This window comes from Roseateles flavus (assembly GCF_039872765.1).
GTDB lineage: Bacteria > Pseudomonadota > Gammaproteobacteria > Burkholderiales > Burkholderiaceae_C > Roseateles_B > Roseateles_B flavus.
The window spans coordinates 295,122-308,384 of sequence record NZ_JBDPZC010000001.1; the positions used below are offsets into that span (position 1 = coordinate 295,122).

The window sequence follows — 13,263 nt, forward strand, 5'->3', positions numbered from 1 at the left end:
CCCTTGCATGAGCGGGTCGCGGGGACTCAGCTCACCGTCAGCGTGGCGCTGCCGCTGGGCACGCGCACGGTCTTGACGCTGGCGATGGCGTCGGTGGGCGCGGCGCCGCCGCTCAGGCGCTTGACCTTCTTGAACTGGCAGACCAGCTCGGTCTTGGACAGGCTCACCACCGCATAGCCCTGGGCATCCGTGTCCGCATGCTTGATCCAGGGGTTGTTGAGCGCGGGGGCGGCGCCGGTCGTGGCGTTGGCCAGCGGGTTCAGGCGCTTGACGATCTCGCTGGAAGGCACGGACGCAGGCGGGATGCCCAGCGCCGCGGCCAGCTTCTGCTGGATCAGGCCGTAGAGCGTCATCGCTGCTGCCGAGCGGCCGGTCGCGGCCAGCATGGCGATGGTGCCGGCGATCACGCCGCCCATGCCACCCGTGAGGGTCTCGTCGAAGGTGTTGATGATGGCCGTGGACAGGCCCGGCGTAGGCTGCACCGCGGCGGCCGGGATCATGCCGGCCTGGATCGCCCCCATCACCGCTGCCTGGACGGCGGCCGTGTTGCTGAGGTCGGTCACGCCCGCGGCCTGCGCGATGCCTGCCGACAGCATCTTGATCGCGATGCCTTCGGCCTCGGCCTCGCTGGTGGCCACCAGGGGCTTGAGGTCGCTGAAGCCCGGCTGGCTGGCGGCGCCCAGGAAGTAGCTGAAGAAGCTGTTGGAGGACATGCCGGCGGTGACCAGGTCCACCATGGCGGGCACGGGCGTCGCGGCCTTGTAGTCGACCATCACCTGGCCGGCGTAGAAGGCGTGGATGTCACCGGTGACGGCCACCACGTTGCTGATCTTGTTGTCCACGATGTGCTTCATCAGCGCCTGGCGTTCGGCGTTGTAGCCGTCCCACTGGTCGGCGTTGAGGATGAAGCGCTGCTTGAAGGCCGCGGGGGCGGTAGGCAGGGCGGCGCCGTCCACGCTCATCTTCAGCAGCGAGGTCTCGTTGCCCCAGATCTTCCACTGGGCGGTCGACGCCGTGAGGGTCTGCAGGAACCACTGGCGCTGGGCGGCGCCCAGCACGCTCACCAGACCCAGCGGGTCGGGCAGCTGCTTGCCGGCGGCCAGCTTGGCGGCCTCGACGGCGTTGAGCGTGGTCTCCGGCACCATGTAGCGGGCGCCGATGGAGCCGATGGCCTGGCCGGTCAGTGGGTTGGGGGCGGCCTCGGGGATGAGGTGGTCGGCGCGGTAGAGGCGCTGGTCCGTCATCACCAGGTGCATCAGCTTGCCGAACTTCAGCTCGCGGTAGATGCGGATGTTGCTGATGCCGTAGCCCGGGTCCAGCGTGAAGCTGACGTCGGCCGGCATGAACTCGAACCAGGCCTGGCTTGCCGAGCGGCGGCGCGAGGTCTGGGCGGTGTTGTCGCCCACCGAGGTGGCGGCATTGAACGTGCCGTTGTCGTAGGTCTCGCGGTCCTGCCAGCAGTCGTCGGAGAACTCGTGGTCGTCCCAGATGGGCACGAAGGCGAAGCGCTCGTGCACGGCCTGCAGGCGCGGGTCGCTGCGGTAGCGCTTGTAGAGGTAGCGGTAGTCAGCCAGGGTGGTGGCGTACTTGCCCTTGCCGGGCAGGTCGCTGCCATTGGGCAGCAGCAGGGCGGTGTGGGCAGGCTCGACGCCGCCGGCCTGGTAGTCCGCACCCACGGCTTCGTAGATGTAGTCGCCCAGATGCACGACGAAGTCCACCGGTTCCTTGGCCAGCTCGACCATGCCGGCCCAGTGGTTCACGCTCCAGTCCTGGCAGGTGGTGAAGGCGAACTTGAGGCTGTCGATGTCGGCGTCGGTCGCGGGGGCAGTCTTGAAGCGGCCCACCTTGGAGCGGCTGTCGCCGGCCTGGAACTGGTAGAAGTAGGTGGTCGCCGCCTTCAGGCCGCTGATGCGGTGGCGCAGGGTGTTGTCGTAGAAGGCGTAGACGGGCACTTCCAGGTCGGCATCGAAGCTGCCGGCCAGGGCGGTGTTGCTGCCCAGCAGGGCGCTGTTGTCGGCGGCGGTGATGCGCAGGCGGACCTTGAAATTGGCGTCGACGCTGGCGGGCGTGATGTCATCGGCGCCGGCCGGCACCACGCGGGCCCACAGCAGCACGCCATCGCTGCGCGGATCGCCCGAGGCCACGCTCTGCGGGAACTTGTAGGCGCCGCTGGCGGATGCGGTCTCGGGCAGCGGGGTGCTGCTGCCGGGGAAGGTCTCGGGCAGGGGCAGCACGGTGCTGCCGTTGTCACCGCCGCCCATGCAGCCGGCGAGGCCGCCCAGGGCGGAGGAAGCGGTGATCAGGGCGCCGGTCTGCACGACCGAACGGCGCAGGAAATTGCGACGGTCCATGAGGGACTCCAATCAGGATGAGGGCGGGAGCACTGGGGCTCCCGCGGGGTCAGGTCTTGTCCGGGTAGGGGACGGTATCGAGGCGCGTTCAGAAGCTGTGGTTCAGCTGCAGGCCCAGCGTGGTGGCCTTGCTCTGGTAGTTGCCACGCACGGTCGCATTGCTGCAGTTGCAGGGCTTCTCGCCTTCGCCGTCGTCGGTGATGGACATGGGGGCGTCCTTCAGCTTCACATAGCCCAGGGCCAGGTCGACGCTGGTCTGGGCGCTGAACTTCCAGTTCATGCCGAAGGCCAGCCAGTCGCGGTCGGAATCCGGCAGGGCGGCTCCGCGGTACTGGCCCTGCACGGGCGACTTGTCGCGTGCGGCGCCGGCACGCAGGGTCAGCTTGTCGTTGAACTGGTACTGGGCGCCGACGGAGGCGCGCCAGACGTTCTTCCAGTGCTCGGGCGTGATGGACGGCGGCGTGGTGCTGTCGAACTTGATGCGCAGCTCCTCCAGCGTCGACTGGCGGTGCCAGGTGGTGTCGGCCATCAGGGCCCAGCGCTTGTTGAGCTGGTGGAAGATGTGGAAGGACACGGAGTCCGGCGTCTTCACCTCCAGGCTGGCGCCGGAGTCGTTGTGGTCCAGCTTGCCCTTGCCGTCATAGGGCGCGCCGGTGGCGGCGGCCAGCACGTTGGCGGGCAGGGTGGCCGGCTGGGTCCAGTCGGCGCTGCCCTTGAGCTTGTGCCGGATGCCCGAGCGCCAGGCCACGCCCACGCGGGTCTGCTCGTCCAGCTCCCACAGCAGGGCCAGGTTCATGCCCAGTCCCCAGTCCTGTCCCTTGACGTGCACGCCGCCGTCGAACATGGGATTGGCATAGACCTGGGCGGCCTGCTGCTGCAGCTGCACGGCGATGCCGGAGGCGCCCGCCGCGGCCGCCTGCTGAGCCGCGGCCAGCAGGCCGGCGGCATAGGCGTTGCCATAGGGCACGGCGCGCTTGATGTCACCGTGCATGTACTCCAGCGTCAGGCCGGCGGACACCGAGAGCTGCTTGGCCGGCTTCCAGGCCACATTGGGGTTGAAGGCCAGAGACTTCAGCTCCACGAAGTTGACGTTGTAGCGGCCACCCCAGTCCGGGCGGTAGTCCAGCTTGGCGCCGGAGGGCACGAAGATGCCCAGGCCGTAGGCCAGATCGTCGGAGGCCTTGTAGGCGCCGTAGAGGTGCGGCACGAAGGTGGCCTTGGTGGGCTCGACCACGTCGCCGGCCACCGAGGTGGCCTTGGGCTGGAAGCCCGAGCCCGGCAGGCTGATGTAGGAGCCGGCATCGGTGAACTTCACCTTGGGGTCCACGTAGTCCAGCACGCCGCTGACATGCCAGCCCTTGCCCAGGCGGGTCAGGCCGGCGGGGTTGGTGAAGATCGTGCTGGCGTCGACGGCTTCCGCGCCGTTGGAGTTGGCCGTGCCTTCGGCGGCCGCGCTCTGGGTGCCGAAGCGGTAGCCCGAGGCCAGGGCCTGGCCGGCGCACAGGGCCAGGCCGGCAAGCGCCAGCAGGCGCAGGCGGGGGGCGGAGCGTTGGGGGCGGTCGGCGTGCGCGCGCGCGCCAGCCTGCAGGATGCGGTGCATGGAGGTCTCCTCTTTGTCGTGGTGACGGAGAGCGACGCGTCGCTGTCCGGGATCACATGGGAGACCGATTCTGCGAAGGCTTTGTTGCAAGGGGGCGAGGGAAAATGCCGGGGCTGTCGTTCGCCGCCGACGAATCGCGATGGATTAGAGACTTGTCTCCAGAACGACAATGTGCTGGGGCTCCGGGCGTCCTCGATCCTCACCGGCGCCTTGCGGGCTAACCCCGGCGCCGCACGGCACGGGCCGCGGCCAGAATGCCGGCCATGCGATCTCCCTTCCTGCTGCCTCTGCTCATCCTGGTGTCCGCCTGCATCGCCATCGCCTCGCTGGGCGGTCTGGGCCTGAGCCCGGAACTGGGCTTCGCGGCCAAGCCGCTCACCACCATCCTCATCCTGCTGTGGGCCTGGCCCCGGGGGGCAGACAGCGCCCGGGCGGCCCGCTGGCTGCGCTGGGGCCTGCTGTTCTCCCTGGGGGGCGACGTGGCCCTGCTGTGGCCCGAGGCCGGCTTCCTGCCGGGCCTGGTGAGCTTCCTGATCGCCCATCTCTGCTACATCGTGGGCTACTGCCAGCGCTCGCGCTTCGGCCGGCCCTGGTGGCCTTTCGCGCTCTACGCCCTGGTGGCGGGCGCGGTGCTGCACCGGCTGTGGCCGGGCATTCCGGGCGATCTGCGGATCCCCGTGCTGGTCTATGTGGGCTGCCTGGCCAGCATGGCCTCCCAGGCCTGGGCCTGGTGGCGCAGCAGCATGGGCGGGCCGGACGAGGCCCTGGCGCGGCGCGCGGCCTGGGGCGGCACGCTGTTCCTGTTCTCGGACGCGATGATCGCGATCAACAAGTTCGCCTTTGCCGGCCAGCTGCCTCACGCCACGCTGCTGATCCTCAGCACCTACTGGCTGGCGCAGTGCTGCTTCGTGGCCAGCCTGCGCCCGGCGCTGGCGCCGGACGAGGCGGGGGGCTGATCACATGCCCTTGAAGAGGTGGGTGTAGCTGCGGCTCACCTCGAGCTTCTCGGTGAGACCCTTGACGGCCACCAGCTGGCGGCCGCGGAAGTCCCGGCTGATGCCGGCGATGGCCTTCACATTGACCAGCGTGGAGCGGTGGATCTGCCAGAACAGCTGCGGGTCCAGCTCGTCCACCAGCTCCTTGATGGGCTTGCGGATCAGCGCCTCGATGCCGGCGGTCTGGACGCGGGTGTACTTCTCGTCGGAGATGAAGAAGAGCACGTCCTCGACCGGGATCATCTGGATGCTCTGACCCACGGTGGCCTGGATCCACTGCAGGTACTTGGGCGCCCCGCCGGGATTCAGCTGGGCCGAGAGCTTGTGCAGCAGCTGCTGCATGGGCTGGCCGGTCGGCAGGGCGGCCGTGGGCGCCTCGCCGGCCTCGGCCTCGCTGCGCTGGGCCAGGCGCTTCTTGACCCGCGCCACGGTGATGGCCAGGCGCTCGCGCTCGGCGGGCTTGAGCACGTAGTCCGCCACGCCCTGCTCGAAGGCCTCGACGGCGTACTGGTCATAGGCGGTGATGAAGACGATCTCGGGCACCAGCCAGCTGTCGTCGTCCGGGAGCTGCACGATCTGGCGGGCGGCATCCACGCCGGTCAGGCCCGGCATGCGGATGTCCAGGAAGACCAGGTCCGGGCGGTGCTCGCGACACAGCTCCACGGCTTCCAGGCCGTTCTTGGCCTCGGCCACGATGTCCAGCTCGGGCCAGACCTCCATCAGCCGGCTGCGCAGCTGCTCCCGCATCAGGCGTTCGTCGTCGGCCAGCACGGCGCGGATGCGGCCGTCGGCGCTGTCTTGGGTGGTGTCGTTCATGGGCGGGATGCTAAAGGCGTCAGGTGGCGGGCGGGGCTACAGGTTGACCCGGAGACCGCCCCGGATGGCGCGCTCAGGGACGGGGCGCCGGTGCGGCCGCCCGGGCCTTGGGGCGACGCAGCAGCAGCCACAGCACCAGGATCACCAGGAAGGCCGGCGAGAACACCACGGCGCCCACGCCGCAGAACACCAGCACCAGCAGGCCCACCACGCCGCCCACGATCAGCAGGGGCAGGCCCACGGCGAAGAGCAGCACCAGGGGCAGCACGATGAAGCACACCAGCCCGCCAACGCCCAGGCCGATCAGGGCGCCGATGAAGTCGCCGAGGTCCGGGTCGGTCCATTCGTCACCGTTGACGACGATGTGGACACCGGGCTCGGAGAAGACATGGTGCGCCAGGCTGAATCCGCCGAGGATGCTCAGCAGCACCACGCCCAGGGCGAGGATGAAGAAGGCCTTGAAGAGGGTTCTCATGCGGAAGCTCCTTGTTCGTCGGTGCGGCTGCGGTAGGGCACGGTGATGGTCACCACGGTGCCGGAGGGCTGGTTGGCGGCGATGGTCACGCTGGCGCGGCCGCCATACAGCAGGGAGAGTCGTTCGCGGATGTTGGCCAGGCCCACGCCGGTGCCGGCGGTGGCGGCGCGGCCGAAGCCTAGGCCGGTGTCGGCCACCGTGATGGCCAGCTTGCCGTGCAGCACCTCGGCGCGCACCTTGAGGCTGCCGCCCTCGGCCTTGGGTTCCAGGCCGTGCTTGATGGCGTTCTCGACCAGGCTCTGGATCATCATGGGCGGGAACTCGGCGGAGAGCAGCCCGTCGGGCACGTCGATCTCGGTCTGCAGCCGGTCCTCCATGCGCACCTTGAGGATCTCCAGGTAGGGCCGGATCACCGCCAGCTCGCGGCCCAGGTCACGCACGCCGGCGGCATTGGCCTCGCGCATGGTGGGCATGGAGGCGCGCAGCAGGGCGATCAGGTTGCGCTGCATCTGGGAGGCGCGCGGCGGGTCGGTCTCGATCAAGTGATCAATGGAGGCCAGGGTATTGAAGAGGAAGTGCGGCTCCACCTGTGCCTGCATGGCGGCCATGCGGGCCTCGACGACCTGGCGCTTGAGCGACTCGGCCTCGGCCGTCTCGGTGGCCTGCGCCGCCTTCACCTCGGCCTGGATGCGGCCCTTGTAGGTCGCCTTGACCAGGGCCGAGGCCAGCACGAAGAGGATGGAGAAGTCGATCAGGAACTCGCCCCAGTGGATGACCCGCACGCGGGAGTGCCAGCCGGTGCTCGCCTCCTCCTGGGTCTTCTCCAGCTCGGCGACCACCTTGTCCAGCTCCTCCTGGACCTGGCGGCGGGCGTCCTCGGCCTCGTCGCGGGCGGCCCGGGCTTCCTCCAGCTGCTGCCGGGCGGACTCCTGGGACTGCTTCAGCGCCTCCTCCAGCTGGCTGCGCAGCTCGTCCTCGCTCACCTCGACCTTGGCGGGCTTGCCGGCCTTGTCTGACTTGTCCGCCTTGTCCACGGGCACCCGCACCACCAGATTGGGCAGGTTGATGTGCACGCCTTCCTCCACCGCCTTGTCGGCCGAGGCCGGGGCGCTGGCGCTGGCCGCCGGCTTGGGGCGCTGCTCGATGCGGATGCCGTGCTTGTCGATCGCCACGTCCAGGTGCACGCCGTCCTCGCCCTTGCCGAGCTTCTCGGCGATCTTGCGGGCGGACTCCTCCAGCGATTCCTCGTCCTTGTGCGTGATCCTGGGCGGCGCCTTGGGCACCGGCTTGGGCTTGGTCACGCTCTTGACGGGCGGCGCACCCTCGTACTGCTCGGTGATGCGCCAGGTGAAGGGCGGCATGTTGCTGAGGATGTTGGCGCCGATGATCAGCAGGATGGACAGCAGGATGAAGCGCCGCCAGCTGATGCTCACCAGCCAGCTGGCATAGACGTGGAAGCCACGCACGCTGGCCCGGGCGAAGCGCTGCCAATGCTCATACCAGGTGGGGGAGGGGTGGGCGTTCATGGAATGGACCTGCTTTTGCTGTTGAGACGGACTGTACGCAAGCCGCACCGGGCGCCCCAGGCGCAGGCGACAGGCTGCACGGACCAGGGCCCCATCTGCACCCCGTCCGGATGGGCGCGGCAGCCCCGCGCCGGCCTCCACCCAGGGGGCCCGCCCACTTCGTGACACAGGTCACGCCGGGCAGCCCCGGGCGTGGCGCCGTCATCGAGCCATCACAGCCCCTGCCTACCGTGCCGGCACGGACCGCCAGGAGAGCGGTTCTCTTCGGATGGGATGAACGAGATGAAATACTGGCAAAGCCTGAGGAGCCGGTTGCTGTTGGCGGCCCTGCTGTGTCTGGCCATGGGCACCCTGCCGCTGGTGCAGGGTGGGCGCGAGGCGGGGGAGGCGCTGGAGCGGGCCGAGCGGCAGTCTCTGGCGCTGCGGTTGAACAAGGGCTGGTGGACCGTCATGGAGCTGGCCCAGCAGCAGCGCCAGGCCGCCCTGATGCCGGACGCCGGCACGGCTGCGGCCTCCGACGCGCCGCTGCGCCAGGCTCTGCAGCGCCAGCAGACGGAGCTGGCCGCCGCGCCGGGCCTGGGCGAGCTCGCGCCCGCGGCGGCCGCCCTGGCGCAGGACTGGGGCGCGCAGGGCCCCGCCGCCAGCGCGACCACGCCCCAGGCCCGGCTGCAGGCCTTCGATCACTGGCTTCAGGCTCTGCAGCGCGAGGTGGACCGGCTGCACCTGCAGTCCGGCCTGTGGCGGGAGGCCGACCCGGCCGTGCATTTCGGCAGCCTGGCTGCCCTGCAGGAGGCGCCGCGCGCCGTCGAGGCCCTGAGTCAGCTGCGCGATCTCAGCCGCGCCGCCCTGGTCGACGACGTGGCCGCCATGGCGGCGGCCCAGACCCGCTACGCCGTGCACGGCGAGGCCATGGAGGCCCTGCTGCTGCGCCTGCCCCAGGGCAGCGCGCTGGCTCAGGCCTTGAGCCAGCAGCGCCAGACCCTGCTGGCCACGCTGCAGCAGGCTGCCGCCGATCCGTCCTTCCCCCTGGATCAGCTGGTGAGCCAGCTGGAGGCCGCGCGCGGCCAGCAGCTCTCGCTGAGCCAGCAGCTGCTGGCCCAGGTGCAGGCCACGCTGCAGCGCCAGGAGGCGCAGCGGCGTGAGGCGCGCTGGCAGCAGCTCGGCCTGACCCTGCTGCTGCTGGGCGCCGCGGTGGCCCTGATGGCCTGGACCTTGCGCAGCGTGCTGCAGGGCCTGGGCGAGGCCGTCCATGTGGCCCGGCGCATTGCCCAGGGCGACCTCTCCGTGCAGGTGCCGCAGGACCGGCCGCTGGAGCTGGCCCGGCTGCTGGCCGCCGTCGAGGCCATGCGCCAGCGCCTGCAGGGCATGGTGCAGGGCATGGGCCAGGTGGCGGCGCGCATCCAGGAGGCCGCGGGCGAGATCGCGCAGGGCAACGAGGACCTGGGCGAGCGCACCGAGCAGGCCTCGTCCCGCCTGCAGCAGACCAGCGCCTCGATGGAAACGCTGTCCGCGGCCGTCAGCGGCACCGCCGGGCTGGCCGAGCAGGCCTCCGAGGTGGCGCGGGCCGCCAGCGCCGTGGCGGTCCGGGGCGATGTGGCCGTGCAGGAGGTGATCCTCAACATGCAGGCCCTGCACCAGGCCTCGGGCCAGATCGGCAGCATCAGCGAGCTGATCGGTGGCATTGCCTTCCAGACCAATCTGCTGGCCTTGAATGCGGCGGTCGAGGCGGCCCGGGCGGGCGAGCAGGGGCGGGGCTTCTCGGTCGTGGCCGCGGAGGTGCGGGCCCTGGCCCAGCGCTGCTCGGGCGCGGCGGCGGAGATCCAGCAGCTGACCCGCAGTTCCGTCGAGCGCATGAGCAGCGGCGCCGAGCTGGCGCGTGGGGCCGGCGGCATGATGCAGCAGATGCTGGCCAGCGCGCGCGACGTCTGCGGCGTCGTGACGCAGATCGAGGGCAAGTCCTCGCACCAGCGGCGTGACATCGCCGAGCTGACGCTGGCCGTGCAGAACGTGGATCAGCTCACCCAGCAGAACGCCGCGCTGGTGGACCAGTCGCGCGCGGCCGCGGCGGCCCTGCGCGAGCAGGCCGGCACCCTGGCCGGGCAGATCGCGCAGTTCAGGCTGGCCTGAAGGCGGCGGTCCTACTCGAGCTTGCAGCCCTGGCGCATGGCCAGTTGCTGCGTGTCGCGGATCCGTCGCATGGCGGATTCGGCCTGGGCGTCGTAGATGCGGCTGCCCGACGCACGCCCCTGGCGGACGGCGTTGTTGTAGTTGCCCCAGGCTTCGCCATATTGCTTGGCCATGCTGTCGCAGAGGCTGGAGTTGCCGTTGCCGCTGCTGCCCTCCGTGCGGCGTTCGGTCGGGCGGCTGCCGAGGGCGGTGCCGCCCGCGCCCGGTGTTTCAGCGGCTGCGCGGTCCTTGGGCAGGGCGTCGATGCGCGCCTTTTCCCGGGCCACGCGCTGGCGGGCCTCCGCCACCTCCTCGTCGGTGGGGCCGGCCGAGATGGACACCTGGTCCGCCTTGCCCTCGTCGCAGGGGGTGGACTGGTAGGTGGTCTGGCCCTTGCGCTGGCACTTGTAGACCTGGGACCAGGCGGGCGCAGCCAGGCCAAGGCTGGCGATCAGCAGCCATTTCAGGGGGCCGTTGCCGGGGGTTCGGGTCGTCGTGAGGGTCAGGTCGTCCATGGGTGCGCCGCTCGAGGGTTGCGGCGGGCAGTATGCCAAAGTCGCGCAAGAAAAAGGCCCGCCGAGGCGGGCCTTGTGCCATCGTCCGGGCGCCGGGACGGTGCCGGGGCCCGATGCGGCCGCTTACTGGCGCACGGCCTCGACCTGGATGATCAGCTTGACCTCCTTGGGGAAGCCCCAGGCCAGGCCGTAGTCGATGCCCCACTGGGTGCGGTCGATGGTGGTCTCGAAGTCGCCGCCGCAGACCTCGCGCTTGAGCATGGGGCTCTGGTAGCAGTTGAAGTGCTTGGCCGTCAGGGTGACGGGGGCGGTCTTGTCCTTGAGCGTCAGCTGGCCGCTGACCGCGGTGACCTTGTCGCCGTCGAAGCTGAACTTGTCACCCACGAACTTGGCCTGGGGCCACTTGGCGCTGTTGAAGAAGTCATCGCCCTGCAGGTGCTTGTTCATGCCGTCCACGCCGGTGTTGACCGAGGCGATGTCGAAGCTGATCTGCACCTTGCCGGTCTTGGCGGCGCGGTCGATCTCCACGGTGCCTTCCTTCTTGTCGAAGCGGCCGCGGTTGGTCGAGGTGCCGAAGTGCTGGATCTCGTAGGTCACGAAGGTGTGGGTCGGCTCGATCTGGTACTTGGCGGTCTCGGCCTGGGCAAGCACGCAGGCGGCCAGCAGGGCGGAGGCGATCAGGGTCTTCTTCATGGGGTTCCTGTGGGTTGGGAGGGGGAGGGGATGAGAGGCGCGGCTCAGAGGGGGGCCACGCCGGAGAACACGAGCTTGAGCTTGACGGTGACTTCGTTGGCGACCATGGAGGTGTCGCTCCACTCGCCGTCGCCGATCTTGAAGTCCAGGCGCTTGAGCACGAAGCTGCCGCTGGCGGTGGTCAGGCCCTTGTCCTGCACGAGGGCGACGGGCACGCTGAGGTCCTTCTGCAGGCCCTTCATGCTCAGCTTGCCGGCCACCTCGAAGCGGTTGCCGCCCAGGGGCTTGATGGCGCTGCTGGTGAAGACGGCCTGGCCCAGCTTCTTGCTGTCGAACCAGGCCGGCTTGGCCAGCTCGGCGTCCAGCATGGGGTCGCCCAGGGTGACGCTGGAGAGGTCGATGCTGAACTGCACCTTGCCGGCCTCGGCCTTCTTCGGGTCAAAGCCCAGCTGGGCTTCAAAGCGCTTGAACTTGCCGTCCACCGGCACGCCCATCTGCTTGCTGACAAAGCTCAGCTCGCTCTGCGCGGCGACCAGGGCGGGAGCGGCGGCCGGGGCCGCAGCGGGGGCGGCAGGAGCCGGCTTGGCCTTCTGGGCCAGGACCGGGGCGGTGATCAGGCCCAGGCTCAGCAGCAGGGCGGCGGTGACGGTGGTCTTCATTCGGAGGGGCTCCACGGGCAATGGGTTCACGGGCTTCAGCGACGGGCCGGCATCATGCGCAGCAGCAGGCCGTCCTTGTCGATCAGGTGGTGCTTGAGGGCGGCAGCCACATGGGCGAGGACCAGCAGGGCCAGGCCCCAGGCCAGCAGCTCGTGCAGCTCCTTCAACTGGTGGGCGAGGGGCTTGTCCACCGGCACGAAGTCCGGCAGCGGCAGCACGCCAAACCACACGATGGGGAAACCGGCCGCCGAGCTGTAGGCCCAGCCGCTCAGCGGCACGGCGAAGAAGGCCAGGTACAGCAGGAAGTGCACCGCATGCGCGGCGCGGGCCTGCCAGGCGGGCATCGGCAGGTCGGCCGGCGGGCGGTGGCCCAGGCGCCACAGCAGGCGCAGGGCGGACAGCGCCAGGATGGTCACGCCCGCCCACTTGTGCCAGTTGAAGAGCTTCAACCGGGTGGGCGACAGCGGCAGGTCCGACATGTACAGGCCCATGCCGAAAGCGCCCACGATGGCGACGGCCAGCAGCCAGTGCAGGGCCATGGCGGTGGCGGTGTAGCGGGGCGTCCGGGTGGGCAGGTTCATGGCGATTCCTCGGTGAATGGACGTGAGTGTCGCGGCCGGCCGCCGCGGGCGGTTTCAGCTTGCTTGAGGTCAAGGTTCAGTGGATTTGAACGGAGGACGGGCTCACCCTGCCGGAGGTCATGGGCCTGTCACGCGGGGCCCGCAGACTGGCGGGCTCCTGCCGTCTTCCTCTGGAGAGCCCCATGGACCTGATCGACCGCATCGAGGCCCTGTTCCTGCGCCGTGGGCGCGCCACCTACGAGAGCGAGGCCCCGCAGGCCGTGCCGGTGCTGGCCCATGCCCTGCAGTGCGCGCAGCTGGCGGAGTGGGCCCATGCCGACCACGAGCTGGTGGCCGCCTCCTTGCTGCATGACCTGGGCCAGCTGATCGACGCCGAGGCCCAGGCGCCGCTGCGCATCGAGTCCCACGAGACCGCGGCCCTGCCCCTGCTGGCCCAGGGCTTCGGCCCCGGCGTGCTGGAGCCCATCCGCCTGCATGTGCAGGCCAAGCGCTATCTGGTGTCGACCGAGGCGGGCTACGAGGCCGGCCTCAGCCTGTCCTCGCGCCTGAGCCTGGAGCACCAGGGCGGCCGCATGAATGCCGAGGAGCGGCTGCTCTTCCTGGCGCAGCCCTATGCCCGCGAGGCCCTGCAGCTGCGGCGCTGGGACGACCTCGCCCGCCAGCCCGGCAAGCGCACGCCGCCCCTCGCCTACTACCTCGACCTCCTGAGCGATCTCATGCGCGAGATGCGCACGCCGCCCCGTCTTGCAATCGCTTGAAATCCCCGCTTCCCACTTGAGGGGGATAGGTCCGCGCGCCGGTGCCCCAGATACTGCATCCCGGATCACGCGCTGCCTGGACCTCAGCGTGTTGATCGAGGGGAGGAGTGCTATGCCGACTCACCAAA

The 13,263-nt window shown here is 70.0% G+C and carries 12 protein-coding genes; 3 read left to right on the plus strand and 9 right to left on the minus strand.

Annotated elements, in window-relative coordinates:
- Positions 1 to 26: 26 nt before the first annotated feature.
- Positions 27 to 2,351 (minus strand): alkaline phosphatase D family protein, encoded by a 2,325-nt coding sequence (locus ABDJ40_RS01330; protein WP_347605077.1) that lies wholly within the window; start codon positions 2,349 to 2,351, stop codon positions 27 to 29.
- An 88-nt stretch (positions 2,352 to 2,439) separates the two neighbouring features.
- On the minus strand, positions 2,440 to 3,951 hold the full coding sequence (locus ABDJ40_RS01335) for an OmpP1/FadL family transporter (RefSeq protein WP_347605080.1): 1,512 nt from the start codon (positions 3,949 to 3,951) through the stop codon (positions 2,440 to 2,442).
- Positions 3,952 to 4,214: 263 nt separating this feature from the next.
- Here ABDJ40_RS01335 and ABDJ40_RS01340 point away from each other — a divergent pair, with 263 nt between their 5' ends.
- Positions 4,215 to 4,907, plus strand: a complete 693-nt coding sequence (locus tag ABDJ40_RS01340) for a lysoplasmalogenase (RefSeq protein ID WP_347605083.1) — start codon at positions 4,215 to 4,217, stop codon at positions 4,905 to 4,907.
- On the opposite strand, the gene ABDJ40_RS01345 is transcribed toward ABDJ40_RS01340, so the two are convergent.
- The 3 genes from ABDJ40_RS01345 to ABDJ40_RS01355 all read right to left on the minus strand — a co-directional run bounded on the left by ABDJ40_RS01345 (position 4,908) and on the right by ABDJ40_RS01355 (position 7,763).
- The gene (locus ABDJ40_RS01345; RefSeq protein WP_347605086.1) at positions 4,908 to 5,762 is read right to left on the minus strand and encodes a LytR/AlgR family response regulator transcription factor; all 855 of its coding nucleotides are present in this window, start codon (positions 5,760 to 5,762) and stop codon (positions 4,908 to 4,910) included.
- A 73-nt stretch (positions 5,763 to 5,835) separates the two neighbouring features.
- The gene (locus tag ABDJ40_RS01350) at positions 5,836 to 6,237 is read right to left on the minus strand and encodes a hypothetical protein (RefSeq protein WP_347605088.1); all 402 of its coding nucleotides are present in this window, start codon (positions 6,235 to 6,237) and stop codon (positions 5,836 to 5,838) included.
- A complete protein-coding gene (locus ABDJ40_RS01355) occupies positions 6,234 to 7,763 on the minus strand; it encodes a sensor histidine kinase (RefSeq protein WP_347605091.1) in 1,530 nt (509 codons plus the stop codon). The genes ABDJ40_RS01350 and ABDJ40_RS01355 overlap by 4 nt, the downstream gene beginning before the upstream one ends.
- 282 nt (positions 7,764 to 8,045) lie before the next feature.
- On the opposite strand from ABDJ40_RS01355, the gene ABDJ40_RS01360 reads away from it, so the two are divergent.
- Positions 8,046 to 9,890 carry a methyl-accepting chemotaxis protein gene (locus tag ABDJ40_RS01360; protein ID WP_347605094.1) on the plus strand — a complete coding sequence of 615 codons (1,845 nt, stop codon included), beginning with the start codon at positions 8,046 to 8,048 and terminating at the stop codon, positions 9,888 to 9,890.
- 11 nt (positions 9,891 to 9,901) lie between these two features.
- Here ABDJ40_RS01360 and ABDJ40_RS01365 read toward each other — a convergent pair whose 3' ends face one another.
- The 4 genes from ABDJ40_RS01365 to ABDJ40_RS01380 form a co-directional block, all read right to left on the minus strand.
- Positions 9,902 to 10,444: a DUF4124 domain-containing protein gene (locus ABDJ40_RS01365; protein WP_347605097.1), complete on the minus strand. Its 543-nt coding sequence runs from the start codon at positions 10,442 to 10,444 to the stop codon at positions 9,902 to 9,904.
- Between the two features lie 123 nt (positions 10,445 to 10,567).
- The gene (locus ABDJ40_RS01370) at positions 10,568 to 11,137 is read right to left on the minus strand and encodes a YceI family protein (RefSeq protein WP_347605100.1); all 570 of its coding nucleotides are present in this window, start codon (positions 11,135 to 11,137) and stop codon (positions 10,568 to 10,570) included.
- A gap of 44 nt (positions 11,138 to 11,181) precedes the next feature.
- Positions 11,182 to 11,796: a YceI family protein gene (locus ABDJ40_RS01375; RefSeq protein ID WP_347605103.1), complete on the minus strand. Its 615-nt coding sequence runs from the start codon at positions 11,794 to 11,796 to the stop codon at positions 11,182 to 11,184.
- A 35-nt stretch (positions 11,797 to 11,831) separates the two neighbouring features.
- The gene (locus ABDJ40_RS01380; RefSeq protein ID WP_269632234.1) at positions 11,832 to 12,377 is read right to left on the minus strand and encodes a cytochrome b; all 546 of its coding nucleotides are present in this window, start codon (positions 12,375 to 12,377) and stop codon (positions 11,832 to 11,834) included.
- A gap of 182 nt (positions 12,378 to 12,559) precedes the next feature.
- Here ABDJ40_RS01380 and ABDJ40_RS01385 point away from each other — a divergent pair, with 182 nt between their 5' ends.
- On the plus strand, positions 12,560 to 13,135 hold the full coding sequence (locus ABDJ40_RS01385; protein WP_347605106.1) for an HD domain-containing protein: 576 nt from the start codon (positions 12,560 to 12,562) through the stop codon (positions 13,133 to 13,135).
- Positions 13,136 to 13,263 lie beyond the last annotated feature (128 nt).